The organism is Paenarthrobacter sp. TE3676 (genome assembly GCF_056279165.1).
On record NZ_JBWBQU010000005.1, the window covers coordinates 287,742 to 313,125 of the forward strand.

Here is a 25,384-nt window from a genome sequence, read left to right on the forward strand (position 1 = left end):
TTCAGACTGCCTTCGTGTAATCGGGCTCGTACGAGCAGATGGCGTCCACCTTGGCGGCGGAGGACGAGGTTTGGTCGAAGCGGTGGTCGAGCCACTCCCCTACGAGCTTTTTGGCCAGCTCCAAGCCAATCACCCGCTGTCCGAGCGTCAGGACCTGGGCGTTGTTGCTCAGCACTGACCGTTCAACGGAGTAGCTGTCGTGGGCTGTGACGGCGCGGATGCCGGGGACCTTGTTCGCCGCAATGGCCACTCCAAGTCCAGTGCCGCAGATCAAGAGTGCGCGGTCAGCTTCCCCGTCGGCCACCTTGCGGGCGGCATCGACGGCGACGTGCGGGTAGGCGGTGGAGTCATTGAAGCCGACGCCGACATCCGTCACCGAGGCCACGCGCGGGTCTGCTTCCAGCAAGGCAACGAGTGCCTGCTTGTACTCAACACCGGCCTCATCGTTGCCGACGATGATGCGCCAGCCTTGGGTGTTGCTCATGCTTGGGCTCCGTTTCCTGCTGCTGCCGCTGAAGACGCGGTGGCCAGTTGTGAGTCGATGAAGTGGGAAATCCTGGCGGCAATCAAGCCAAAGGACACTGCGCCTGGATCAGGGTGGCCGATGCTCTTTTCCGCGAGGGGTCGCGCCCGGCCCTTGAGCGGCCGGAGTTCAGCTGTCTTCGCGGCAGCGGACTCAGCTGCCGCAGCGGCAACTGCCAAGGCCCGGTCAACCGGAGTCCCGCCGTCGAGCTCCGTGAGGAAGGTGTCCCGGAAGGGCAGGAGGGCGTCCACCATGGTTTTGTCCCCGGGATCGGCTTTGCCGAGTTCGGTAATGGCGCGGACGAAGTCCCTCACAGCGGCCGCCGCGTCCTCCGAGGTATACGTGTCACGGTTGCCCAGCGACAGCCCGGCAGCGATCACTGCGGAACCCCAGAGCGCCCCGGACGTCCCGCCGGCCCGTTCGCTCCAGGCTTCCCCGGCTGCGGTCAGAACGCGAGCAACCGAAGCCCCTTCGGCGCCTTCGCTTGCGGCGGCTGCAGCATCGACGCCGCGCCGCATGCCGATACCGTGGTCACCGTCGCCGGCGATCGCGTCCAGCTTGCCGAGGTCCTCTTCATGCTCGACGACGACGTCACGCACCTGGGCGAGGATGGCCACTGCCTGCCGCCCGAGTTCAGCGGCTGCCGGGGTGGGCTGCTCGACGTCGGCGGTTTCGGCGTCGTCGACTGCTGCCTCAGTGCGAGGGGCGCGAGGCGACATACTGCCCTTGCGGAACGCCGGAGTGTCGGCTGGCGCGGCCCAGTACTCCTCAAGTTCATCGTCCAACCACAGCAATGTCAGGGAGAGCCCGGACATGTCCAGGCTGGTCACCAGCTCACCGCACTCGGGCTCCACCACGGTGAGGCCCGCAGCGCTGAGAAGCTTCTCGACCTTGCCGAACAGGAGGAAGAGTTCGTCATACTTCACCGTGCCAAGGCCGTTGACGATAGCCACAACCCGGTCCCCGGCGTCCTCAGGTTTGTCCGCGAGCAGCTTGGTCACCAGCAGCTCCGCCAGCTCGGAGGCAGTGGGCATCGGGTGTTCCGAGATTCCGGGCTCGCCATGAATTCCGAGGCCCAGCGACATCTGCCCGGCAGGAACGTGGAACAGCGGATCCTTGGCGCCGGGGAGCGTGCAACCGTCAAAGGCCACGCCCAGCGACCGCGTCCGGTGGTTGGTCTTGATGGCCAACCGCTCGACGTCGTCAAGGTTCAGTCCCGCTTCTGCGGCGGCGCCGGCAATCTTGAAAACTGTCAGGTCGCCGGCGATTCCGCGGCGCTTCTCCAGTTGTTCGATCGGCGCGCTGGCAATGTCATCGGTAACGGTGACGGTTCGGGTTTCGATGCCCTCGGCGTTGAGCCGGAGCTGTGCCTGGCCGAAGTGCAGGACGTCGCCGGCGTAGTTGCCGTAGCTGAGCAGGACGCCGCCACCGGCGTTGGCCGCCTTGGCTACCCGGTACACCTGGCCGGCTGCCGGTGAGGCGAACATGTTGCCGCAGGCTGATCCCGTCGCCAGTCCGGGGCCTACCAGTCCAGCGAAAGCCGGGTAGTGTCCCGAACCGCCGCCGACTACCAAAGCCACCTGGCCGGAGGGAACCTCCGTGGAGCGGACTACACCGCCGTCCACTCGGGAAACATAGCCGCGGTTGGCGGCTACAAAGCCGTCCAGCGCTTCATCGGCAAAGTCTGCCGGGTTGTCGAAAATCTGTGTCATTTCCTAGACTCCCGCGAGCTGGGTTGCCGGTACCTGGCGTCCTTGGGCTACCTGGCTGGTGCCGAGTTCGTAGCCTTCGGCCTTCGGCAGGACGTGGCGGCGGAGGTAGTCCTGGTTGCTGGCCGTGACGCTCAAGCCATCGCCGCCGTAGTGCTCTGTGCAGAGGATGCCTTGGAAGCCGACGGAAAGCGCAAACTTGAAGGCCTCGCGGTAGTTGATGAGCCCGCTTTCCATGGGGGCCGGCATGGTGACGTAGCTGTCGCGGGCCACATCTTCGTCGCGGATGTAGTTCTTCATGTGCCAGTAGTTGGAGTACGGCAGGGTCTTCGCCACCATTTCGCGCCAGTCCTCGATAGGCCGGTGCAGGCGGATCAGGTTGCCGAGGTCCGGGTTCAGGCCAACGTTGTCCAAGCCGATGTCCTGGACCAGCTGCACGGAGGAATCAGCGGTGCCGAGGTAGGTGTCCTCGTACATTTCCAAGGAGATGAGGATGCCGGCTTCTGCTGCGTGCTTTCCGAGCTCACGGATCCGGGAAACTGCGTTGCCCCACGCTTCCTTGTCGCCCACGGGATCCTTGTAACCCTCGACGGTCCAGAACCACAACTGCTTCTGCTGTTCGGGGGTGATGGCCTGGTGGAGTCCGAAGGAGACTACTTCGCAGCCAAGCTCTGCAGCGGCGTCGATGGTGCGGTGGCTGTAGGCGAGGTTGGCGGCCCAATCCGTGGCGTGGATGACGCTGCGGCGTATGGCGGAGATGACGGGGATGCCGATTCCCACGTTGTCGGCCGTCTGCTTGAACTCGACGAGGCGTCCCTTGCTGAGGTCGCCCGGGCGGACCCAGCTGTCCGTGAGGTCTGCGTTCGCGAACCCAGCCTCTTTCACTTCCTGGAGGACGGACGCCCAGACCGAAGCGTCGGCGTCGTTGACGTGCTGTCCTGCGGCATCGGTGCCGGGGAACTGCAGGAGGGCCGCGGTGATGGGCCAATTCTCGGCGGTGTACGCCATGATGATCACTCCTTCGTGGAATCCTGTTTCCTATAGGATTTACGAACCGAGTGAAGCTGTCAACCCTTTTGCGAAACTTCCTAGATCCTATATGTCATACATATGAGTGTGAAGGGGGTCACGAATTGCGCTTTGTGGTTGCAACCGAGGGCGCCGGAATTAGTCCTCCGGAGCGTCCGCCATCGCCCGGCCGCGTACTTTTTCGACGTGATCAACCATCATGGCTGCGGCCTTCTCCGGATCACCGCTGGTCATGGCATCGAGCACTGCCTGGTGCTCGGCAATTGCTTGTTCGGCGTCGGTGATACCCACTCCCCCAAACAATCGGAAGCGCTGAATCTGGCCGCCCAAGGTGTTGTAGGCCGCGAGCAGGAATTGATTGTTGGCCTGCGCGGCGATGAGCTGATGGAAGCGTTCATCTGCCTCGAGGTAACTGCGATACTCAGCGAAGGTACCGCCCCGCGGAGCAGTCTTGAGGTCCTCCACGGCTTGCTTCAATGCGTCGAGGCCATCGGGCGTCATACGCGAACAGGCCAACCGCGCGTTCACCGGCTCAATGGACAAACGCGCTTCCATGAGCTCAGCGAAGTCCTCTCGCGTGAAGACCGGAGCCACCCGATAGCCCTTCAGGGCAACACGCCGCACCATGCCTGTGTGCTCCAAACGGGCCAACGCCTCCCGTACAGGAGTCGGCGAAACGTCGAGTTCCCTCGCCATTCCGTCAATGCTGACTGCTGCTCCTGGCTCCAGCCGACCATCCATGAGCCACTCCAGGAGGGCCTCGTAAACATGGTCGGCCAGCACTTGCCGGCTGACAGGAAAGCCGGCGCGGGCAACGGTCGAGGAAGGATCAGCCATGCACAAATCCTATAGGAACGCACGACGTCGGCACTCAGGCGAGTGCCGACGTCGGAGTTTGTACAGCTTTAGTTCGCGTAGAACGGGTAGTCGGTGTAGCCCTCGGCGCCGTCGGCGTAGAAGGTGGAAGCATCCGGCTCGTTGAGCGGCAGGCTTTCACGCCAGCGGCGGGCGAGATCCGGGTTGGCGATGGCAGGGCGACCAACCACCACGGCGTCGGCGAGGCCGTCTTCGATGATCGCGAATGCTTCATCGCGGGTAGTGATTTCGCTGAAGCCGGTGTTCACCAGGAACGTGCCGTTGAAACGCTCGCGGAGGTCCTGCACCAGGTCGCTCTTGGGATCGTGGTGGAGGATGCTCAGGTAGGCCAGGTTCAGTGGAGCGATGGTTTCCACCAAAACCTCGTAGGTTGCGCGGACGTCGGCGGGATCAATTTCGGCAATGCCCTGGACGTTGTGCTCCGGGGAGATGCGGATCCCTACGCGGTTGGCGCCGAGCGCCTCCACCACTGCGTTGACGGTCTCGATGACGAAGCGCGCACGGTTTTCCGGCGAGCCGCCGTAGCTGTCAGTACGGACGTTGGAATTCGGGGCCAGGAATTCGTGCAGGAGGTAACCGTTGGCGGAGTGGAGCTCTACGCCGTCGAAACCTGCCTCAATCGCGTTCTTGGAGGCGGTGACGATCTCCTGGATGACTCCCGGGAGTTCGTCGGTGCGGAGTTCACGCGGTACCGGGTAGGGCTGCTTACCGTTGGGGGTGCGGACCTCGCCGTCAATCGCGACAGCGCTGGGGCCAACGATCTCGTGTCCGCCGGTGATGTCTGCGTGCGAGACCCGGCCACCGTGCATGATCTGCGCGAAGATGCGGCCGCCCTCAGCGTGAACAGCGTCGGTGGCCTTCTTCCAGCCAGCGATTTGCTCCTCTGTTACGAGGCCCGGCTGTCCCGGGTACGACTGGCCTGCAGGCGTCGGGTACGTTCCTTCGCTGACGATCAGGCCGAGGGAGGCCCGCTGGCGGTAATGTTCGGCGATCAATGAACCTGGCACGCCGTTCTGACCCGCGCGGAGCCGGGTCAAAGGGGCCATCACCAGTCGGTTGGAAAGTTCAAGTTCGCCGAGGGCCAGTGGGGAAAACAGCATGCGCGGTTCCTTTCAGAATGAAACAGGTTCATCCTGCGCAACTGCATGGCGTCTGCAACTATTCCTGATGAGCCGGACATCACACTGGATGCTACTCGCGGGCCTCCTCCAGCGTCCCGTATCACTCCGGCTTGATGTGCTTGAGGGCGTCCTCGAAGCACTCGCAAAGCGCCAGCACCGCCACGAGGTGTGCTTCCTCGGCATGTGGCGGATCGGTGTCGATGCAAATGGCTTCATTCACCGACTGGGCCAGGTCCTTGGACTCCTTGCCAGTCAGCGCCCACACACGCGCACCCCGCGACTTAGCGGCGGCGGCAGCTTCCCGGAGTTCGTCGGTGATACCTTTCGCGGCGAGCAAGACCACGATGTCACCCCGGCGAACCTGTTTGGAAACCTGGTCGCCCATGCTTCCGGAAGAGCCGTTGGAACCGGCCGCGCCCTTGGTGATGGAGATGGCTTTGAACCCAGACCCGCTCACAGGATCGTGGGCGTTCAATTCTGACGTGAACCTCTGCGCTTCGTGTGAGGATCCGTCGCTTCCTGCCGCGAAAACACTCCCACCACGCAACCTGACACGGGCCAGTTCTTCGCCCCACTCTGCAAGCCTCGAGGATTCGCGGCGCAGGGCTGCCACAGCCGGCCCGATTTCGCCCAAGTGCCCCAATACCACGTCAACTGCATGCCTGTGGGCATTCGTCTCAGTGGCCCGCATCGCCTGACCTGTTCGCCTCACCACGATACTCACTTCCTGCCTCCGCTTCTCCGTTGAAACTATAGGTTCCTGTCACCATCGCGTGTTGAGCCCTCGCGCCCGCTGCGGTCCCGGGTGAGACGCTCTCCTTCGGCGACATGGGAGCGATCGCGGTCCGCGTCCTGCGAGCGGTCTACTTCGCGTGAGCGATCTGCGTCCGCCGGACGATCGCGGTCCATGTCCCCATCTCTGCTCCTGTCGGCAGCATTTGACCGGTCCGGATTCGCATTCGGGTCAAGTTTGTCGGCATGGCGAAGGTGTTCCTCGACGCGCCCGTGGGCTTCGTTGGCTTTCTCGGCGTGGCGTTCCGCGTCCTTACGGAGTCGATTCGCCTCCACTTCGGCCTGCAGCGCGGCGGCCTCGGCCTGTGCTGACTCGGCTTTCGCCTGGTGTGCACCGATGGCTTCTTCAGCCGCCTTCTCACGCAGCTCCTCGGCACGGTGGCGGTTGACCTCGGCCTTTTTGCGGCGCCCAACAACAACAGCCACAATCACAGCGGCTATGACGATGACGGCCAGCACGATAATAAGTACCAGTTGTCCTGTATCCATGTGGATTACCTCCCTGGTGAGCGGCTTCTGTGGGCGCCGCTCGTGGCCCACGCTGTGGTTGGTACCTCAGGTGTACCCCAATAGGGCCACCTCGAAACGATTCCGGACTCTCAGGCCGGCAGCTCCATCCTGAAGCCACACCGGCATTGAATAACGCGGGTCTTCAGGTAGACATCCAGCAGGCCATCATCCACGTCCTCGGTTGTCATGGGGGCGTATACGCTCCGCGCCGACGATTGGGCGAAGGCCATGGGCTCGCCGCAGTGAAAGTACATCCCGCCGAATTGGAGCAACCCGGACACGCTTCCGTTGCGATTGAGAACCGTGGCAACGTCACGGAACGCCGCCCTGTGGGCATGTGAAGCCTCGCAGGCCAGGCAAGTGTACGAAACCCAGACCATCAATTCACCCGCGTGCGGCTCGATTGATTCGATGGTTTCCAGGTTCAGGCGATCGCTGGACCGGCACTTGGTGCAACTGAGCGCTTCCGCCTGGGGAGGCGACGCGTCTCCGGGAACCAGCGGATTCTTCATGATGGACAATGCGATCACTCCTCGGTCAGCTCTGCCCGAAAACTCTCCCTCCAACAATCTTAACACTCATAGTCAGGCTACTTACTAGTTTCAGCTTCCGGTGGCTTCCGGATGCTCCCTGGCGCGCTTCTCTTCCGGCGTCTCAGCACTTTCGTCCGGGATGAAGGTTGGGTCCAGCCCGGTGGTGAAGTCACCCGTGCCCGCGGCATCGTTGTCATTCTCGACGGCGGCAGGCACCTCGGGTTCCGAGGCTCTGGAGGGCGTCTGTTCAGCTTCGCTCGGTTCTTCGCTCATAGCCTCAATCTAAGCCTGCCCCTTGGCGGTGTCGAGGCTGGCAGCCTTGTGCACCTCTACCATCTCTGCTTCGCTGGGAGGGTCTCCAGCAGCGAGGGACCCACCCAGCCGAAACGCAGGGAGAATCAATCGTGAAAGCAGTGACATGGCAAGGCCGGCGCTCCGTCAGGGTCGAAGACGTACCCGATCCCGCCATCCAGGAACCCACGGACGCGATCGTCCGGATCACGTCCACGGCCATTTGCGGCTCGGACCTTCACCTTTACGAAGTGCTGGGCCCGTACATGCACAAGGGCGATGTCATCGGGCACGAGCCCATGGGAATCGTGGAAGAAGTAGGCTCCGGAGTCCACCGGCTCAAAAAGGGCGACCGCGTGGTGGTGCCGTTCAACATCTCCTGCGGTCATTGCTACATGTGCAACCAAGGCCTTCAATCGCAATGCGAAACCACACAAGTGACAGCAAAGGGATCAGGGGCGGCACTTTTCGGCTATTCGGAACTGTATGGCTCCGTCCCCGGTGGGCAAGCACAATACCTGCGCGTTCCCTTCGCTGATTACGGACCCGTCAAAGTCGACTCGGACGCACCGGACGAGCGCTACTTGTTTCTCTCAGACATCCTGCCCACAGCATGGCAGGCAGTGGAGTACGCGAATGTGCCGGCCGGTGGCACGCTTGCCGTGCTCGGGCTGGGCCCGGTGGGCCAGTTCGTCGCAAGGATCGGGGCCCACAAGGGCTTCCGGGTGATCGGCGTGGATCCCGTTCCCGAACGTCGAGCAATGGCGGAGACTCATGGCATAGAGACCATGGACTACAGCTCCCACGTGGCCGACGAGATCCGCGAGCAGACACTCGGCCGCGGCCCCGACTCCGTGGTGGACGCTGTGGGCATGGAAGCTCACGGATCCCCCGTGGCATCCTTCCTTCACCGGGCCGTCTCGTTGTTGCCGGACAAACCTGCACAGGTGGCCATGGAAACCATGAGCGTTGACCGGCTTGCGGCGCTCCACACAGCCGTGGACCTGGTGCGACGCGGTGGGACGGTTTCCTTAAGCGGCGTCTACGGCGGCCAAGCCGATCCCATGCCGCTCATGACCATGTTCGACAAGCAAATCCAGCTCCGCATGGGCCAATGCAATGTGCGCAGCTGGACCGACGATCTGCTCCCCTTGGTAGAGGACGACGCCGATCCGCTGGGGGTCATGCATCTGGTCACCCACACGGGAGGACTGGATGACGCCCCCGCCCTGTACGAGAAGTTCCAGAAGAAGCAGGACGGCTGCATCAAAGTAGTGCTCAAGCCCTGATCATGGCCTGCCTCTCAACCCGCAGCCTAGGCCAGGTGCTTTCCGCCGGTCACACCGATGACTGATCCGGAAATGTAGCTGGATTCTTCCGTTGCCAAAAGAACGTAGGTGGCGGCCAGTTCGGCAGGCTGCCCCGCCCTACCCAGCGGGGTGTCCTGGCCGAACCTTTGGATCGTTTCCGCCGGCTGGGTGGGTGGCTGCAAGGGTGTCCACACGGGACCCGGAGCCACAGCGTTGACCCGGATCCCCTTGGGTCCGAGCGACTCTGCCAGAGAGAAGGTCATGCTGTTGATCGCTGCCTTGGTGGCAGCGTAGTCAATCAGCGACGGACTTGGGTGGTAGCCCTGAATCGAGGAAGTGTTGATGATTGCGGCGCCAGGCTTCATGTGCGGCAAGGCGGCTTTGGTGAGCCAAAAAAGTGCATAGACGTTGGTCTTGAAGGTCCGATCAAACTGTTCGCTGTTGAGGTCCTCGATGCCCTCACTCGTGGTCATCTGGAAGCCAGCGTTGTTCACCAAGACGTTGAGCCCATCGAACTCAGCCACGGTCTGGGCAATGACTTCCTGGCAAAATTCTTCGTCTTGCAGGTCGCCGGGCAAGGCCAAGGCCCTGCTGCCCGCATCCTCTATGAGCTGGACGGTTTGCTCTGCGTCCCGTTCTTCTTCAGGCAGGTACGTGAAGGCGACATCCGCACCTTCGCGGGCGTAGGCAATGGCCACCGCCCTGCCGATTCCGCTGTCACCACCGGTGATCAACGTCCGCATGCCCATCATGCGGTGATGCCCTACGTAGCTTTGCTCGCCGTGATCCGGCCGCGGGTCCATGGCTTCGGTCCACCCCGGATAGTCCTGGGTCTGCGGCTCGAATTCTTCCGACGGATACTTCGTCCTTGGATCCGTTTCCCCGGAGTCGTCCGGGGTGCTGATGACGTGGTTCACCAATGCCATGGCGATGTCCTCGTCAAGGTCGGTCTGCTCCGTGTTTTCGTCGCGGGTCTCCTCAGCCATGCTCCAGTGTAAGCATGCTTATCATCCTGGGGACGCGTTCAGGAAGTACCCAGAATCGCTCGTTAGCGTAGCAATCGTCAGTGTTGGATTACATCGAAGGAGGGCCCATGGGACTCGGAGACAAGATCAGCAACAAGGCACAGGAAGTCACCGGCAAGGCGAAGGAAGCCTTGGGTGACGCCACCAATAACGAGAAACTGCAGGCCGAAGGTGTCGCTGACCAGGCGGCTGCCAAGACCAAGCAGGCGGGCGAGAACGTGAAGGACACCGCGAAGGACGCTTTCGACAAGTAAGCCCTCAGCAAGAAACACACATAGAACGAAACACGCAGCAGAACGCCCCGGCCACCCAAAGGAAGCCGGGGCGTTCTGCGTGCACCCAACTAGGTAACAGCACATGTCGGTTTGAGCGCTCAATGGGACGTTTGCTGTTACTTAGTTGGGTCAGGCGGGGCTACTTTTGCGCCGGCAGCACCAGCTCGCCCGACTTATCCGTGGACAAGGCGAGGGACGAGATGTACTGGGGTTCGCCGTCGGGCCCGTCCTGGGCTGAGCGGAGCATGTCCGGGCGTTCGAACTCAAGGCCGGTGACGTGGCAAAGCAGCTTGGCGTCGCTGGGGTTTCCGTCGGCATCGAACATCGGGAGGTCGATTCCGTCGTCGGTCCTGCGAAGGTAGTAACGGCCCTTGGTCAGCAAAGCCAGCACCGGCGGCAGCACCAAGGCCAGGCCAACAGCGAAGATGGGCGAGAACGGCTGGACAGCTGCACCGAACGCCCCAAAGAACACTGCGATGGACACCGCCGCGGAGACAAGCATGGACACAAAACCCACGGGATTCACAGCGTAGAGCATCCCGCGGCGGAACTCCGGAACCTTGGGCGAGATCTTCAGCAGGTACTTGTTGATGGCGATATCGGAGGCCACCGTGACAACCCATGCCATGGCGCAGTTGGCGTAGAAACCCAGGATCGTGTTGAGGAACTCGAACATATTCGACTCCATCAGGATCAGTGCGATGACCAGGTTGACCACTACGAACACCATGCGGCCCGGGTAGGTCTTGGTGATGCGCGTGAAGGAGTTAGTCCACGCCAGTGAGCCCGAGTAGGCGTTGGTGACGTTGATCTTGATCTGCGAAATGACCACCAGCACCACGGCCAGGGTCATGGCGAGCCACGCCGGCATCATTTCTTCGTAAACACCAAGGAACTGGTGGACAGGCTCATTCGCGGAAGCGGCTGCCGCGGGGTCAAGCTTGGCGATGAGGTAGATCGCGATGAACAATCCAATGATCTGCTTGATGGCGCCGAAGATGACCCAACCCGGTCCGGCAAGGATCACCGCGCGCCACCAAGCGCCCTTGTTTGCGGCCGTCTTGGGCGGCATGAAGCGAAGGTAGTCGATTTGCTCAGCGATTTGCGCCATCAGGGACAGGCAGACACCAGCGGCCAGCATCACCGAAGCCAGGTTGGGGCCGCTCTCGCCGGAAGCACCGGTGAACGCGAAGAAGGCATCAATGCTTTCGGGGTGGGACAGGAGCAGGTAGCCCACCGGAACCACCATGAGCAGCAGCCACAGGGGCGTAGTCCACACTTGCAAGGTAGCCAAGGTCTTCATGCCGTAAATCACGAGCGGAATGATGATGATGGTGGACACCGCATAACCGATCCACTGCGGGATGCCCAGACCCAGCTGCAGGCCTTGGGCCATGATGGAGCCTTCAAGGGCGAAGAAGATGAACGTGAAGGTGGCGAAGATGATGTTGGTGACCACCGAGCCGTAATAGCCAAATCCTGAGCCGCGGGTGATCAGGTCCAGATCGATGTTGTACCGCGCGGCATAGTAGGCCAGTGGGAAACCCGTAGCGAAGATGATGACCGCGGCCACGATGATGCCGAAGATCGCGTTCACGGTTCCGTAGGCAATGCCGATATTCGCGCCGATCGAGAAGTCGGCCAAGTACGCAATGCCACCCAGCGCACTCGTTGCCACAACCCCGGCACTCCATTTCCGGTAGGAACGCGGGGCGAACCGGAGCGTATAGTCCTCCAGGCTCTCCTTCGCGGCACTCATCGCGTCGGCGTTGCCTGCCGTCGGGACACCTGAAGTACCGGTTCCGACGGCGGTTCCGGCCGCCGTCGTCGGCTCCAGTGTTGCGGTACTCGTCTTATCGTCGCTCATGCGTGGTCGCTTTCGTCGGGGACTTTGCCTCGCCCCCGACGCTAGTCACGCAGCGCGTCAATTCAGTCACGTCCATGTTTCACAGCTGTAACTTCTGCATCAGCCGCCCCGCGCACCCACCACCAAAATCAAGCACCAGGGTTTGTACGCACTCCACAAAATCGCCATCAACCAGCGCGGATACCGTCAAGGACATGACCACCCAAGCAACAGAAGAAGCCCATGAAGCCGGCACCTACGCCATCCTGGACACCGCCCGCGAGCAGGTCCTCGAACGCGGCGAAGGCCTGAACGAGTCTCAACTCAAAGAAATCCTCGAGCTGCCGGACGAGGCCATCCCCGCGGCCCTGCAACTCGCCCATGAGGTTCGCCTCAAGCACTGCGGCGAGGACGTGGAAGTGGAAGGGATCATCTCCATCAAAACCGGCGGCTGCCCCGAGGACTGCCATTTCTGTAGCCAATCCGGCTTGTTCGACTCCCCCGTCCGCGGTGTGTGGCTGGATATCCCGGAGTTGGTCAAGGCCGCGAAGGAAACCGCGGCAACGGGTGCCACCGAGTTCTGCATCGTCGCCGCAGTCCGCGGCCCCGACATCAAGCTCATGAACCAGATCAAGTTCGCGATCGACCGCATCAGGGAGGAAGTGGACATCAACATCGCCTGCTCCCTGGGCATGCTCACGCAACGCCAAGTGGACCAGTTGGCCGAGTGGGGTGTCCACCGCTACAACCACAACCTTGAAACGGCCCGCAGCTTCTTCCCTGAAGTCGTGACCACTCACAGCTACGAGGAACGCCTGGAAACCTGCGCCATGGTGAAGGCTGCCGGGATGGAACTGTGCTGCGGTGCGCTGATCGGAATGGGCGAATCTGTGGCGCAGCGGGCTGAACTTGCAGCCCAACTCGCTGCCCTCGAACCCCACGAAGTCCCCCTTAACTTCCTCAACCCCCGCCCCGGCACACCGCTGGAGAACCAAGGCATCATGGACGGCAAAGACGCCCTCCGTGCCATCGCCGCATTCCGGCTCGCCTTGCCGCGCACGGTACTGCGTTATGCCGGCGGGCGTGAACTCACCCTCGGCGACCTCGGCACCCGCGAGGGCCTGCTCGGTGGCATAAACGCCGTCATTGTGGGCAACTACCTCACTACTCTGGGCCGGCCGGCAAACGCCGACCTCAACCTCCTGGTGGAGCTCAACATGCCCATCAAGGAATTCCAGAAGTCGCTGTGACCACCGCAGTCTCACAGCAGTTTTGCGGGCACTGCGGCGGTGACGGCAACGGCGGCGGTGACGGCAACGGCGGCGGTGACGGCCCGACGTCGGACGCCCACCGCAGCTGCCGGCAGCGCCTGGCGATGGAGCCGCCGCGCTTTTGCCCGCAGTGCCGCCGCCGCATGAAAGTGCAGGTCACGCCTTTGGGGTGGACCGCTGACTGTTCCCGGCACGGAAGGTTGGCGTCATGAGCTCGCTGATCGGGCGGGACCGGGCTACGTTGTGGCACCCGTACGCGCCGGCCTCGGCCACGTTGCCGCTGTGGGAAGTGGAAGCGGCCGACGGCGTGGCGCTGCGGCTGCGCGACGAGCAGGGGCGGACGCATGAGGTGCTGGATGCGATGTCGTCGTGGTGGTCGGTGATCCACGGCTACCGGAACCCTGTCATGGACGCCGCCATCCGACGTCAACTCAGCAGCTTCAGCCACGTGATGTTCGGCGGGCTGACGCATCAACCTGCTGTTGAGCTCGCGGAAAGCCTGCTGGCCATGGCACCGGCTGAGCCGTGCCGCCGTTTGGAGCGCGTGTTCCTGGCTGATTCCGGTTCCATCTCCGTGGAGGTCGCCCTCAAGATGGCTGTGCAATTCCAAACGGCGGGCGGCCGGCCCAAACGGCAGCGTTTCCTGACCATTCGGGGCGGTTACCACGGGGACACGTTCGCGGCCATGGGCGTCTGCGATCCTGTGGACGGCATGCATTCGTCCTTCCCCGGGCTGCTGGCGCGCAACGTGTTTGCACCGCGCCCGCCTGCCGCTGCAACAGTCACCACAGCAGCCATCGCAGAATGGCGGGCAGAAGTGGAAGAGCTGGCCAGGCAGCATTCCAACGAGCTCGCGGCAATCATCGTGGAGCCAATGTTGCAAGGCGCCGGCGGCATGTTCATCTACCCGGCCGAGTGCGTGCGGATCCTGCGCGATATCGCGGACCACCACGGATTGTTGCTGATCCTGGACGAGATCGCCACGGGCTTCCGGCGAACCGGTGAACTCTTTGCCGCGCAGCACTCCGGCGTTGTCCCCGACATTCTGTGTGTTGGTAAGGCGCTCACCGGCGGCTACCTCACCCTCGCTGCGACGCTATGTACGGGCGAGGTAGCCCGCACGGTTTCCTCCGGCGAGGCCGGGGCACTCCTGCACGGGCCCACCTTCATGGCCAACCCTTTGGCGTGCGCCGCGGCCAACGCAAGCCTCGGCATCCTTGCAACGGGGGCTTGGCGTGCGGACGTAGCACGCGTTGGTGCCGGTCTCACAACGGGGCTGGCTCCTGCGTTGAAGCTCGACGCCGTTGCTGACGTCCGCACCTTCGGTGCAGTGGGAGTCATTGAGTTAACGGACGCCGTGGACGTCGCCGCGGTGACACGTACCGCCGTCGACCACGGCGTATGGGTCCGCCCCTTCAGAAACCTCGTCTACGCAATGCCGCCGTACATCAGTTCCGACACCGACGTGGGCGTGATGGCCTCTGCGATGGTGGCTGCAGTGGAAGAAACCTCCAAGCAAAGGGTGACTGCGTGAGTATCACCATGACCCAGTGGCTGGAGGAGCAGGCCCGGGTCCGCGAGCGCCGGGGCCTGGTGAGGAGTCCGTTGGTGCGCGTGGCGAACGACCGGATGGTTGATCTTGCCAGCAACGACTATCTCGGCTTGGCCACGGATGCCAGGCTCGCCGAGGCTGCACGGGAAGCCATCGCGAAGTGGGGCACGGGCGCCACATCATCCCGGTTGGTGGCGGGTACAACCGAGCTGCACGTGGAGTTGGAGCACGCCCTCGCGCAACTGACGGGAATGGACGCAGCGTTGGTCTTTTCCTCCGGCTACCTGGCGAACCTTGGAGTCACCACGGCCCTCGGCGGTCCGCGAACGTTGATCGTGGCCGACGAGCAATGCCACGCCTCGCTGATCGACGGCTTCAGGTTGAGCCGCTCCGAGGTGCGGAATTTCAAGCACAACAGTGTGCAGGATGCGGCGGACAAGCTGGCCAACCGCACGCAGCCACGTGCGCTCATCGCCGTGGAGTCCATCTATAGCGTGGGCGGAGATGCGGCACCGCTGTCGGAACTCCTGGCGTTGGCGGAAGGACATGACGCCATGCTGCTGGTTGACGAAGCCCATAGCCTGGGTGTCTCGGGCTCGGGATCCAACACAGGGTGGGGGGCCATCGCAGGAACCAGGTTGGCCGGCCATCCCAACGTCATCGTCACCGCCACTCTTTCCAAGGCACTCGGCAGCCAAGGCGGGGCTGTCCTTGGCTCACTGTTGCTCAGGGAGCACCTGGTCAACCGGGCCAGGAGCTTCGTCTTCGACACCGCATTGGCTCCCCCTGCGGCGGCTGCCGCGCTCGCGGCCGTTGGCGTCATCAAGGCCGAGCCGTGGCGTGCCACGGCTGTCCATCGCAATGCAGCCGCACTGGCTACCGGACTGCAAGCTGCGCAGGGAACGCCCGGTACCGCCGTCGACCATTCCCTCGGAGCAGTCCAGTCCATTACCATGGCGTCCGCCGAGGCCGCCCTTGCAGCAGCCCGAGCCGCACATGAGGCCGGTGTCCGTGTGGGTTGCTTCCGTCCACCGTCCGTCCCGGATGGGGTGTCCCGCCTTCGCCTGACGGCGCGCGCCACCCTCACATCGGCGGACATCGAGCAAGCCTGCGCAACGTTGCGCAGCATCCTGGAGAGAACATCATGAGACTGCCTCCTGTCATCCTGGTCACCGGTACCGATACCGGCGTCGGCAAGACCATCACGTCGGCTGCCATCACCGCCGCACTTCATGCCCGCGGCCGGACGGTTGCCGTTTACAAGCCGTGCCAGAGCGGAAATGCGCTGGGTGATTCAGACTGTGCCGAGGTAGCACGGTTGGCCGATCCTGTGACGTCGGAAGCCGGCGTCGTTCTCGAAGAACCTATGGCACCCGTCCCTGCCGCGGCACTGGACGAGGTCACATTGCCGTCGCTCGCCGCCCATGCCAATCGGATTCGTGAGCTGACCGCCCGCCACGACCACGTGCTGGTGGAAGGCGCCGGCGGGTTGCTGGTGGAGTTGGACCACGACGGCGGCACGCTGGCTGATCTCGGCACGCACCTTGGAGGCATGGCTGGATTTGCCGTGGTGGCCAGGCCGGCGTTGGGCACGTTGAACCATACGGCGCTGACCCTGGAGGCGTTGGATTCCCGGACCCTGCCGGTGGTGGGGGTGGTCCTCGGGAGCTGGCCGGCAAGGCCGGGTGCGGTGGAGCTCAGCAACCGGGCGACTCTGCGGAGTTGGCCCGTTCCGTTCCTGGGTGCGGTTCCTGCCGGTGCCTCCGGACTGGATCCGACCGATTTCCGCTCTCATGCAGGCGAATGGCTTGAAGGGTTGCCGGTATGAGCGCGGCGATGCCTGCCGAAGCGGGCCTTCCCGAAACCGGCCGCTGTCCTTACCGGGTATTGCGGAACCCCGACACTGTGAGGGAAGTGCTGCACAGACCCCAGGACTTCAGCCCGGCCAATGCCCTGCTGGCGGTAACTCCCTTGAGCGGACAGGCGCTGCGCATATTGCAGAAGGCCCGGTTTGCGCTGCCGCCGATCCTTGCGAGCAACGATACCCAGACCCATGCCGGGATTCGAAAAGTGGTGGCGGGATTCTTCACCCCGGCAAGAGTGGCGGCAATGGAGCCACGTATTCGGGGCTTGGCCCGGGAATCGGCAGCCCGGGCCGCGCAGCGTCTGGCCTCTGGGGGAAGTGTGGACCTGGTGCAGGCCGTCGCCGCAAATCCCCCGGCTGTCATCATGCTGGAGATGTTGGGGCTGCCCGTGCGTGACCTCCCGGCGTTGAAGGCCTGGAGCCTGGACTCCCTGGAGCTGTTCTGGGGTTGGCCGGATGCTGACCGGCAACTCGAATTGGCACACAGCGCCGCAGATTTCTACCGCTGGTTGAGGGAACTGGTTGTGGAGTTCGTGGCGTCGGCGGAATCAGGCGCGTTACCGCAACCCAACCTCTTCAACGCGCTGGCCGGCCACGGTCTGAGCACACCGGAGATCTGCTCCCTGGGCTACTTCCTCCTGATCGCGGGGCAAGAGACCACTACCCAACTCATCAGCACCACGCTGTTCCGGCTGGCCGAGGGCTCCCGGGGCATCTCGTGGAGTGAGGCAGCAACGGCCTTGAAGGCACGCGACCTGGTCCGGCACGTCCTCGCAACCGAGTCATCCGTTCCCACATGGCGGCGTGTGGCAATCCAGGATACCTATTTGGACGGACGAGCCATCGCGGCCGGTGAGGAGCTGCTGCTGGAATTGACCGGCAACCACGGGTTCCCCTGGGGCGAAACGGCGGCCGCCGAGGCGGCAGACGCTGACCATTCCGGGACCGACCGCCCGGGACCGACACCCTACGGCTTGGCGTTTGGCTCCGGGATCCACCGCTGCCTCGGCGCCAAACTCGCAGAGCTGGAGGCCGCCGTCGTCGTTCATGAAACAGCAGCGGCCATCAAGGGGGTCCGGCTGCAGGATTCAAACCCGGACTGGATCCGGTTGCTGTCTTTCCAAGCCCCTCGAACAGTGGTGGTGGAGCCTGGGTAGGCTTGATGCATGGGCGAGAGCCGGGACCTTTTAACGCGGGAGCAGCGCAGCCGCAACATGTCCAAAATCCGTGGGAAGAACACGAAACCTGAGTTGCTGGTCCGGCGGCTCCTGCACGCGAAAGGCTACCGGTACCGCCTCCACGGAAAGGCCGGAACGGCGAAACTACCGGGCCACCCAGACCTTGTGTTCGCGGGCCGGCGCAAGGTCATTTTCGTCAATGGCTGTTTCTGGCATTTCCATGATTGCAAGGCAGGGCAGCACGCCCCCGCAGCAAACGCGGAGTTCTGGGAAGCCAAGAGAACACGAACCCGCGAAAGGGACGCGCTGCAGCGGGAACAGCTGGAAGCTGCCGGCTGGAGGGTGCTCACGGTCTGGGAGTGCCAGCTGAGGGACAGATCCATGCTCGAGGAGCGGCTCACGGAATTTCTGGAATCAGCGGCGGACTAACGCGCAGTTGTGGTGGGCGCGGTGGTGGTGGTCGGAGCGGACTCCGAGGATCGATCTGTGACAGCCGTTTGGGAGTTCTGCTGCCACAGTGCGAAGGCAGCCGATCCACCAATGCCCAGCAGGACAGTCATGCAGACCACGATGATGAGCATGAGGCCCGGTGACGTGCGAGCACCACTTTCCATGTTGTTCCCGTTCCCCTGATACAGCCTGGAAACACCCAGATCTGCTTTTCACTACTTTGTGGGGCCGGGATCAAGAGTGGCTCTGAGTCCGCTCAAGATTGGATCAATCTTTGGCTAATTGGCGCTTCGCAAGTTCCACGCGTCCTACTGTTGAATCGTGAATCTATTGTTTGGAGGCGGGAGGGGTTTGGTGTCTGAGTATGAAGAATGCACCGACGCCCTGGTGGATCCCATCGTCCTCACCGAACTCCAAGCTGAGCTTGGCGGCGACCAAGCCATCATCAGCACCTTCATCCGTAACTACGCAGAGCTGCTGCCGTGGCGTGTCGAGCGGCTTCATCATGCCTTGGAAAAGCTCGACATCGAAGACGCCATGGATGCCGTCCTTAGCCTGAAGACATCCAGCCACATGGTGGGGGCAATCTGCATGAGTCGGTTGGCCACGGAGCTGGAAATCAGCATCAGGCTCCTGCCCGGCCCAGCCCACCTGGACGAGCTCCGCGCGCTGGTCAACGAAATCGAGCACTTCGTCTCAGCAACGATCCGGGAGCTGGAAACCCCACTCTCGTAAGATCTTCACGTTATCTGGTGAGCCTCTGCGCGTCGGCTAACCCAAGTAGGTCGCAGTAGTGCGCGTTATGAGCGCTCATAACGCGCTTAACTGCGACCCAGTTGGGCTGGTTTAGTTGTTGCTTGAGGGAGCCAGCCGGTAGCCAACCCCGCGGACGGTCTCAAGCCAACGTGGTGCCTGGATGCTGTCTCCAAGTTTCTTGCGCAGGTTTCCCATATGTACCTCAACGGCGCGCTCGTCTGCGTCACTGACGTAACTGCCGACGTCGTATGGCTCATTGCGTAGGCGACGCGCGAGGTCTGCCTTGGTCCGCACTATCCGTCCGGTCTCCAGCAATGCGAGCAGGAGGTCGAACTCCGTGCGGGTCAGCTTGAGCTCTTTGCCGTTCAGGACTGCGGTGCGGGAACCGGCAGAAACTGCCAGCCCGTTGTGGCTCACTTCGGGATCCGTTTCTTCCGGCATGCTCTTGGATTCCGACGACGCGCGGGGGCGTCGCATCATCGCTTCAACACGGGCGCGCAATTCCCGGGGACGGAAAGGCTTGGTGAGGTAGTCGTCGCCGCCAGCTTCCAAACCCATGAGGGTGTCCAGCTCTTCGGCGCGTGCCGTCAACATAATGATGTAGGCGTCCGAGGATTTCCGGATCTGGCGAGCTACCTCAAAACCATCAATATCGGGCAGGCCGAGATCCAACGTAATAACGTCCGGATTCAGCTCGCGGGCCGATGTCACACCTGCGGATCCCGTGGACGCGACATGTACATCAAATCCCGCCTGGGATAGAACTACGCGTACCAACTCGCGGATATCCTGGTCATCTTCAATGACCAGCCCCACACGTGCTTCACTCATCGCTGCCCCTCAGCCCCTTCGATAACCTCAGAAGTATATCCATTATGGTTAGGCTGATCTCATGAACCGACTTTCTTCCGCATCTCTGGTGGATGTGCCATGACCCACCCTTCAACTTGGGATATTGGTGACAAGAAGAAATTGTTGGTTTTCAGGCGCTCTTTCCACGAACATACCCTGCGTATGCGCGTTGTCCTCAGCCAACTGCCATTGTCTGTGTGTGTCTGTATTTCAGCCATCCTGGTTTGGCTGTATTTCCCCGCCACACTTGAGAATCCGCTGTTCCTCATTTTCCTGCTGAGCCAGGCACTCCTGCTGGCGCTGTGCATCATTGTGCCGTGGCACCGGCTCCCTTTCGCCAGCTTCCTCACCATCCCCATCCTGGACATGGTTTCCATCGGTTTCGCCCGGGAAGGCGCGGTGGAATCCATCACCGGCCTCAGTGTCCTGGTGGTACTCCCGGTCATCTGGCTGTGCGCTTCAGGGTTGTACCCGAAGCTCGCCATTGTCATGTCCTTCCTGGGACCGTTGGGGATTGTCTGGGTTCCCCTGTTCGTGCGCGGAACCCTCAGCGAACAGGACTTCACCAAGCCGCTCCTGTTCCCTATCCTCATGCTGGGCATCGGAGTTTCCGTCAGCGTCCTGACGCTGAGCATGGTCCGCCAGCAGCGCGCTTTGGAAGAGAAGGACGAGGCACTCAAGGAAGCGCTGAGCGTCAGTACCAAACAGGAACGGCTCCTCAACACCGTCATGGAAGCGCTGCCTCTTGGCGTAGTAGCTGTGGATGGCGATGGGCACGACATCCTCATGAACCGCCGCCAACGCCAAACACATGCCCTGGCAACTCCCCCAAACAACGACGACCCCAACGAATCCCAGTTGCTGATCTTCGACACGGACAGGACAACGCCGCTGGCTGCGGACCGGCGACCGGTGCGTCGTGCTGTCTTGGGTGAAAGGTTCACGGACCAGTTGGTGTGGTTGGGCTCCGGAAAGGAACAACGGGCCTTCACCGCGAGTGCACGCCCCATGGTGGACGACGCCGGGAAATTCGCCGGTTCCGTGGTGGTGTTCAGCGACGTCACGGACCTGGTGAACGCGTTGGCCGCCAAGGACGACTTCGTTGCTAATGTCTCCCACGAATTCCGTACCCCGTTGACGTCCATCCTTGGCTACGTCGAGCTCATCCTGGACGAGCCGGACGCCCTCGATGCCCGAGCCCGCAAACAACTCGACATTGTCAGGCGCAATGCAGAGCGGCTACTGACGCTCGTCTCGGACCTGCTGGCCGTGCGCTCGGGCCAGATCGTCATACAGCCGCACTCAGTGGACGTGGTGGAGTTGGTGCGTGGCAGCGTCACCTCAGCAGAACCGCGCGCGGCCAAGGCCGGAATCCGACTGTCGATGGACCTCCCGGATGCGCTGGAAGCCCACGTTGACTCATCACGGATTGCGCAGGTGCTTGACAATCTGGTGTCCAACGCAATCAAGTACTCCCCCGACGGCGGGGATGTGGAAGTAGCTGCCTGGGAGGAGCAGGACTTTGTTTTCTGCCGGGTCACTGACACCGGGATGGGCATGAACGAACAGGAGCAGGCTGAGGCTTTCACCAAGTTCTTCCGCGCCGGCACGGTACGCAAGAGTGCCATCCCCGGTGTCGGACTGGGGTTGCCCATCAGCAAAGCCATCGTTGAAGCCCACGGCGGGACCATCACACTGGAGAGTGTCCCCGGCCAGGGCACCACTTTTACGGTGAAGATGCCCTCCTGACCGTCAGTGCTTTACTGCCGCTGCGCCCTTCCCTGCATGCTCTGCATCCCGACGGCGGCCGAAGAGGAAGTAGCTGACAGGCCCGAAGAAGTTGATGAAGGAGACCGCCCGCCAGATGGCCTTCTTGCCGCGGATCTGATCGTCCGGGGTCTTGCCGATGCTTCGCTGCGCAGCACCCAAAAGGGCCATATTCACCGCTCCGCTAACCAACAACATGATCCGTTGGCCTTTGGTCATATCGCGCCACGATTTCTTGCGGGCCATGATGCCTCCATCCCTGAAGAGTTAGTCATCAGGCTAGTCCGACGCCGACCGGCCCGCCACAGCTTGGCGTACTACTTCGCCCCATGATTGTTCGGCCAGGTCGGCTACGGCGGCCAGGATTTCCGACGGCGGCAGGGACAGGTCGAGTGGGTACTCCACGATGTCGATGTCCGTGTTGAGGATACGGCGGAGTTTCATTTCCCCCGCCCCCGCGTAGACGAGCCAAGCGGTGGGGACCCTGAGGGCAGTGCAGTACGCCAGCAACTGGTAGTGGTCTGCGCTCAGGGAGGCACCGGCGTCGGAGGCTGCTTGGTATTTGGAGTCATAGACCACCACGGGGCGGCCACCCAGGAAGTGGACGGCGTCGGGACGTACCGTCAGGCGATCGGTGTCCCTGACGGCTTCATTGAGCAGGGCACCGTACTGGAGGCGCATCTCCCCCGGGTGGGCGCTCATGGCGGACCTCAGGGCAGTACCCACGAATTCTTCGAACACCTGGCCCATGTCCACCACGAAGGACGCGGTTTGTTGCTTGCCCTCGCCCGCCTCGGCGGAAGCGTTCCGAAGAATTACCTCGGACAGACGCAGAACGGCGTGATACCTGAGGTTCATCCTGCTGGCGCGCCACGGCGGGAGCGGCGCTCCGGACTGAAGCCGGGTAACTGCGTCGAGCTTTCCCTTGAGTTGCCGCAAGCGGCTCAAGACATCCGGCCGCACCCCTGGAACCTTTCCCATGCGTTCCAAGGCAGCACGGAGGATGCGGTTCTCCGCGATGTCCTCCGTGAATTCGTCGTAGGAGACCTCCAGAGGAACCGTCATCCCCGGGCGTCGGGAGATCTGGTCCGAGATACGGATGCGGCCCTTAACGGTGCGCAGGGACTCTTCCACGGTCAGATAGCCCTGCAGGACGCCACGGCTCAGGGCTCTATCTGCCAGCTGGGCGAGCGATTCGGCCAGCGCGCTCCACAAATCCGGGTGCTCCACGGCCTCCACGGAATGGTCGCGGAAGCCTTGGTCCCCGGCGTAACTGAGCAGGAAAAGAAGCCGGCTGAGGCCAAGCCGGTCCTTGGGACGGACCTCCAGCTGCACTGAGGCGGTCCGGACTGAACCCACCTTGCCAACGGGCTCAATCCTGTAAAGTCCCATGCCCATGGGCGACGCTTTGGCCAGGCCGCTGGTGTTGATGAACGCAGCCGAATCGGGATCGAGTTTGTCCACCACCCCACGGGAGAGCTCGTCCATGACGATATGCCGCGGCCCGGAGATGACCCGCCCGGCAGAGGCAGGCGCCCTGCCGGCAGAAGCGGGCGCCCGGCCCGGCCTGGGCGGGATGGCTTTAGCGGGCTGCAAGACGTCCCAGCAACTGGTCCAGGCCGAAGCGTTCCTCCAGCTGCGCGCGGTTCAGCTGCCCGTGGTAATGCTCCTCCAGCAACGGCATGAGCTCGTACTTCCAGATACGACGGAGTCCCGTGGGGTTCTGCGCCGCATTCTTCATGAAGTACGACGGCCCGATCATCAGGTCCCGGTCCCAATCGTCGATCGCGTCATTGAGCGCGTCCAGCAGGTCCGCGTTGAGGGTGTCCAGCCCGCGGGCGTCGAGGAAGCGACGCAGGGTGCCGCGGATCGGCTCCTCATTGGGATGCAGCTCGATGAACGCGAAACGACGGCGGATGGCGGCATCCATCATGGCGATGGAGCGGTCCGCAGTGTTCATGGTGCCGATGATGTAGAGGTTGTCCGGCAGGCTGAAGGGCTCGTTGGGGCTGTACTGCAGGTAAATGCGATCGTCCCGATACTCCAGGAGGAAGTAGAGCTCACCGAAGACTTTGGCCAGGTTGGCGCGGTTCATTTCATCGATGATCAGGAAGTACGGTTTGTGCGCATTCTCGGCCTTGGCAGCTTCCTCCGCCAGTCGCCTCAACGGCCCGGCGACCAGTTTGAAGGACACCTGGCCATCGTCGGTTTTGTCCGGCCGGTAGCCCTCGAAGAAGTCCTCGTAGGCATACGAGGGGTGGAACTGCACCAGCTTCACGCGTTCGTCGGTGTGGTCACCGGCCAGCTCGGCGGCGAGGTGCTTGGCCAAGTAGGTCTTACCGGTTCCCGGAGGACCGTAGAGGACCAGTTGGCGGTTCTCTTCGAGCAGTTCCGCGATCTCCTTGAGCGGCTCGAGGTCCATGTGCAGGGACGCCGCGAACTCTTCCGTCAGGGGCCGGAAACCTTGCTGGACAACCTCGACGACGGTGGTGGGCGGAGCTTCGTCCTCACCATCGGTTTCGGCCTCCACAGGGAGTAGTTCCTGCAGGGCTTGGATGACCCTGGTGACGTCCACAATGATGCCCGGCGTGGACAGTTGCCGCTGGGCATGGCGAGGCAGCTCGGGGATGGCGTAACTGTCCTCGAACCAGCGGACCTTGCGGCGGATGCGGCGATTGTCCTCGTGGTGTTCAGGTTCACCAAGAACCACACCAACGCGCACTCGGCCGGCATGCTGGTACAGCGTGAGGTCGCCCGGCTTCATGACCGTCAGGAAGGCGAAAACAGCCGTCTTGGTGTCTTCGCGTTCCACGTAGCCCAGGTGCTTGTAATCCTCGTCCACGGCATGCTGGACCACGCCAGCCGTAACGCCCGCCGTGAGGGTACGCAGGTGCTCCACGTCCAGAGTGGCCTTTTCCTCGGCAACCCAGCTGGCCAAGAGGTCACCGTTGTCGTGATGGGTGCGCAGGAGCCAGGAACGACGGCCCGGATCCCCCACCTTGCGCCACTGACTCACCAGTTGGCGGGAATACCAGTCGATGCGCTGCCCGGCTTGCTCGTCCAAGTGGAGGCGTATGCGGTGAATGTCCGCGGTGATGTCCTCGTCCGTGTCACCTTTGGCACCGCCGACGAGTGAAGCGAAGGCGTCCCGGATCTCCCGGCGTTCAACATCGGCCACCACGGGCTCAAAGTAGCTCGGCCACACCAGGTACTCGATGCTGCGGCGAAGGGCGGGCTGATCTTCGGGCGTCGCTGCGGCTAGTTCGTGGAACTTCAACGGGTCCGCAAGCGCTTGGTTGATGGTGGCCGTACTTTGGCTGTCCACGTGGGCCACGAAACGGCACAGCCACTTCAAGTGATCCCAAATGGTCCAGTTGAACTCGGCAGTACGGTCGCGGATAACACCGTGGTCCGTCATCCCCTCATAGAGTTCTTCCGGCAGCTCGATGGGCGGCTCAACCCATGACGCCGCTTCGGCGACGCGTGCCCTCTTCACCCTGAGAGACTTGACCTCGTGCGCGAGCGGCAGGGATTGCAGGAACAGCAGTTCCACGGCAAGCAGTTTGGCCTCCCGGGACGCGCCTTCCAGGTTCTGCCGCAGGTTGGTCATCATGGGAGCTTTTGAGTCCCCGACCCCGCGTTCGAGCCTTTCGAGAAGCGCGCCCGCACCATCCGCGGTCCACGTCAACGTCCTGCCGTCCAGTGCGGAAGGTCTCCCGTGAAGCGCCGGACCGAGCACATACCAGGCTGCGTCCTCGATCTCCTTGGAGACTCCGGGGGCACGGTCAATGGCAGTTTTTACGGAGGGAATCACCATGCCAACTTACCTTGTTTGGCTTATCCAAGCATCTGGA

27 protein-coding genes are annotated in these 25,384 nt (G+C 62.7%); 11 read left to right on the forward strand and 16 right to left on the reverse strand.

Annotated elements, in window-relative coordinates; translation table 11 throughout:
* Window position 1 precedes the first annotated feature (1 nt).
* From ACZ881_RS14125 to ACZ881_RS14165, 9 genes are all read right to left on the reverse strand, one after another.
* Window positions 2-484 carry a ribose-5-phosphate isomerase gene (locus tag ACZ881_RS14125; protein ID WP_091465852.1) on the reverse strand — a complete coding sequence of 161 codons (483 nt, stop codon included), beginning with the start codon at window positions 482-484 and terminating at the stop codon, window positions 2-4.
* Window positions 481-2,235 (reverse strand): dihydroxyacetone kinase subunit DhaL, encoded by a 1,755-nt coding sequence (gene dhaL / locus ACZ881_RS14130; RefSeq protein WP_476116352.1) that lies wholly within the window; start codon window positions 2,233-2,235, stop codon window positions 481-483. Before dhaL ends, ACZ881_RS14125 begins: the two co-directional genes overlap by 4 nt.
* A 3-nt stretch (window positions 2,236-2,238) precedes the next feature.
* The gene (locus ACZ881_RS14135; RefSeq protein WP_476116354.1) at window positions 2,239-3,240 is read right to left on the reverse strand and encodes a sugar phosphate isomerase/epimerase family protein; all 1,002 of its coding nucleotides are present in this window, start codon (window positions 3,238-3,240) and stop codon (window positions 2,239-2,241) included.
* 159 nt (window positions 3,241-3,399) lie between these two features.
* Window positions 3,400-4,098 (reverse strand): GntR family transcriptional regulator, encoded by a 699-nt coding sequence (locus ACZ881_RS14140; protein ID WP_364308147.1) that lies wholly within the window; start codon window positions 4,096-4,098, stop codon window positions 3,400-3,402.
* Between the two features lie 68 nt (window positions 4,099-4,166).
* The gene (locus ACZ881_RS14145; protein ID WP_476116356.1) at window positions 4,167-5,237 is read right to left on the reverse strand and encodes an alkene reductase; all 1,071 of its coding nucleotides are present in this window, start codon (window positions 5,235-5,237) and stop codon (window positions 4,167-4,169) included.
* A gap of 121 nt (window positions 5,238-5,358) precedes the next feature.
* Window positions 5,359-5,973: an SIS domain-containing protein gene (locus ACZ881_RS14150; RefSeq protein ID WP_476116358.1), complete on the reverse strand. Its 615-nt coding sequence runs from the start codon at window positions 5,971-5,973 to the stop codon at window positions 5,359-5,361.
* Between the two features lie 35 nt (window positions 5,974-6,008).
* Complete coding sequence (locus ACZ881_RS14155) at window positions 6,009-6,539, reverse strand: hypothetical protein (RefSeq protein ID WP_476116360.1); 531 nt, start codon at window positions 6,537-6,539, stop codon at window positions 6,009-6,011.
* Window positions 6,540-6,649: 110 nt separating this feature from the next.
* Window positions 6,650-7,072, reverse strand: a complete 423-nt coding sequence (locus ACZ881_RS14160) for a hypothetical protein (protein ID WP_476116493.1) — start codon at window positions 7,070-7,072, stop codon at window positions 6,650-6,652.
* Between the two features lie 90 nt (window positions 7,073-7,162).
* A complete protein-coding gene (locus tag ACZ881_RS14165; protein ID WP_364308145.1) occupies window positions 7,163-7,366 on the reverse strand; it encodes a hypothetical protein in 204 nt (67 codons plus the stop codon).
* A gap of 131 nt (window positions 7,367-7,497) precedes the next feature.
* Between ACZ881_RS14165 and ACZ881_RS14170 the strand changes: the two genes are divergently transcribed.
* Window positions 7,498-8,673 carry a zinc-dependent alcohol dehydrogenase gene (locus ACZ881_RS14170; protein WP_476116363.1) on the forward strand — a complete coding sequence of 392 codons (1,176 nt, stop codon included), beginning with the start codon at window positions 7,498-7,500 and terminating at the stop codon, window positions 8,671-8,673.
* Window positions 8,674-8,699: 26 nt separating this feature from the next.
* On the opposite strand, the gene ACZ881_RS14175 is transcribed toward ACZ881_RS14170, so the two are convergent.
* Window positions 8,700-9,680 (reverse strand): SDR family oxidoreductase, encoded by a 981-nt coding sequence (locus ACZ881_RS14175; RefSeq protein WP_476116365.1) that lies wholly within the window; start codon window positions 9,678-9,680, stop codon window positions 8,700-8,702.
* A 107-nt stretch (window positions 9,681-9,787) separates the two neighbouring features.
* Here ACZ881_RS14175 and ACZ881_RS14180 point away from each other — a divergent pair, with 107 nt between their 5' ends.
* Entirely contained in the window at window positions 9,788-9,973 is a 186-nt protein-coding gene (locus tag ACZ881_RS14180) for a CsbD family protein (RefSeq protein ID WP_026005342.1), read from the forward strand.
* Window positions 9,974-10,133: 160 nt separating this feature from the next.
* Here the strand turns inward: ACZ881_RS14180 and ACZ881_RS14185 are convergent, their stop codons facing one another.
* A complete protein-coding gene (locus tag ACZ881_RS14185) occupies window positions 10,134-11,861 on the reverse strand; it encodes a purine-cytosine permease family protein (protein WP_476116367.1) in 1,728 nt (575 codons plus the stop codon).
* Between the two features lie 194 nt (window positions 11,862-12,055).
* Here ACZ881_RS14185 and bioB point away from each other — a divergent pair, with 194 nt between their 5' ends.
* The 7 genes from bioB (at window position 12,056) to ACZ881_RS14220 (ending at window position 18,134) form a co-directional block, all read left to right on the forward strand.
* A complete protein-coding gene (gene bioB / locus ACZ881_RS14190; RefSeq protein WP_476116369.1) occupies window positions 12,056-13,090 on the forward strand; it encodes a biotin synthase BioB in 1,035 nt (344 codons plus the stop codon).
* Window positions 13,091-13,215: 125 nt separating this feature from the next.
* Window positions 13,216-13,323: a biotin synthase auxiliary protein BsaP gene (gene bsaP, locus ACZ881_RS14195; protein ID WP_476116495.1), complete on the forward strand. Its 108-nt coding sequence runs from the start codon at window positions 13,216-13,218 to the stop codon at window positions 13,321-13,323.
* A complete protein-coding gene (bioA, locus tag ACZ881_RS14200; protein WP_476116371.1) occupies window positions 13,320-14,645 on the forward strand; it encodes an adenosylmethionine--8-amino-7-oxononanoate transaminase in 1,326 nt (441 codons plus the stop codon). Before bsaP ends, bioA begins: the two co-directional genes overlap by 4 nt.
* 8 nt (window positions 14,646-14,653) lie before the next feature.
* Window positions 14,654-15,811 (forward strand): 8-amino-7-oxononanoate synthase, encoded by a 1,158-nt coding sequence (locus ACZ881_RS14205; protein ID WP_476116497.1) that lies wholly within the window; start codon window positions 14,654-14,656, stop codon window positions 15,809-15,811.
* Window positions 15,808-16,491, forward strand: coding sequence for a dethiobiotin synthase (gene bioD / locus ACZ881_RS14210; RefSeq protein WP_476116373.1), 684 nt, complete (start codon window positions 15,808-15,810; stop codon window positions 16,489-16,491). The genes ACZ881_RS14205 and bioD overlap by 4 nt, the downstream gene beginning before the upstream one ends.
* Window positions 16,488-17,684 (forward strand): cytochrome P450 family protein, encoded by a 1,197-nt coding sequence (locus tag ACZ881_RS14215; protein WP_476116375.1) that lies wholly within the window; start codon window positions 16,488-16,490, stop codon window positions 17,682-17,684. The genes bioD and ACZ881_RS14215 overlap by 4 nt, the downstream gene beginning before the upstream one ends.
* 9 nt (window positions 17,685-17,693) lie before the next feature.
* Window positions 17,694-18,134, forward strand: coding sequence for a very short patch repair endonuclease (locus ACZ881_RS14220; protein ID WP_476116377.1), 441 nt, complete (start codon window positions 17,694-17,696; stop codon window positions 18,132-18,134).
* Here ACZ881_RS14220 and ACZ881_RS14225 read toward each other — a convergent pair.
* Window positions 18,131-18,319, reverse strand: coding sequence for a hypothetical protein (locus ACZ881_RS14225; RefSeq protein WP_476116378.1), 189 nt, complete (start codon window positions 18,317-18,319; stop codon window positions 18,131-18,133). The two genes, ACZ881_RS14220 and ACZ881_RS14225, sit on opposite strands and share 4 nt — an antisense overlap.
* Before the next feature lie 190 nt (window positions 18,320-18,509).
* On the opposite strand from ACZ881_RS14225, the gene ACZ881_RS14230 reads away from it, so the two are divergent.
* Window positions 18,510-18,890, forward strand: a complete 381-nt coding sequence (locus ACZ881_RS14230; RefSeq protein ID WP_476116380.1) for an Hpt domain-containing protein — start codon at window positions 18,510-18,512, stop codon at window positions 18,888-18,890.
* Between the two features lie 111 nt (window positions 18,891-19,001).
* Here ACZ881_RS14230 and ACZ881_RS14235 read toward each other — a convergent pair whose 3' ends face one another.
* The gene (locus ACZ881_RS14235; protein WP_476116382.1) at window positions 19,002-19,742 is read right to left on the reverse strand and encodes a response regulator transcription factor; all 741 of its coding nucleotides are present in this window, start codon (window positions 19,740-19,742) and stop codon (window positions 19,002-19,004) included.
* Window positions 19,743-19,841: 99 nt separating this feature from the next.
* Between ACZ881_RS14235 and ACZ881_RS14240 the strand changes: the two genes are divergently transcribed.
* Complete coding sequence (locus ACZ881_RS14240) at window positions 19,842-21,512, forward strand: sensor histidine kinase (RefSeq protein ID WP_476116384.1); 1,671 nt, start codon at window positions 19,842-19,844, stop codon at window positions 21,510-21,512.
* 3 nt (window positions 21,513-21,515) lie between these two features.
* Here the strand turns inward: ACZ881_RS14240 and ACZ881_RS14245 are convergent, their stop codons facing one another.
* The 3 genes from ACZ881_RS14245 to ACZ881_RS14255 form a co-directional block, all read right to left on the reverse strand.
* Window positions 21,516-21,776: a PLD nuclease N-terminal domain-containing protein gene (locus ACZ881_RS14245; protein WP_364308132.1), complete on the reverse strand. Its 261-nt coding sequence runs from the start codon at window positions 21,774-21,776 to the stop codon at window positions 21,516-21,518.
* A gap of 33 nt (window positions 21,777-21,809) precedes the next feature.
* Complete coding sequence (locus ACZ881_RS14250; protein WP_476116386.1) at window positions 21,810-23,018, reverse strand: 5-methylcytosine restriction system specificity protein McrC; 1,209 nt, start codon at window positions 23,016-23,018, stop codon at window positions 21,810-21,812.
* A 94-nt stretch (window positions 23,019-23,112) separates the two neighbouring features.
* Entirely contained in the window at window positions 23,113-25,347 is a 2,235-nt protein-coding gene (locus ACZ881_RS14255; RefSeq protein WP_476116388.1) for an McrB family protein, read from the reverse strand.
* Window positions 25,348-25,384 lie beyond the last annotated feature (37 nt).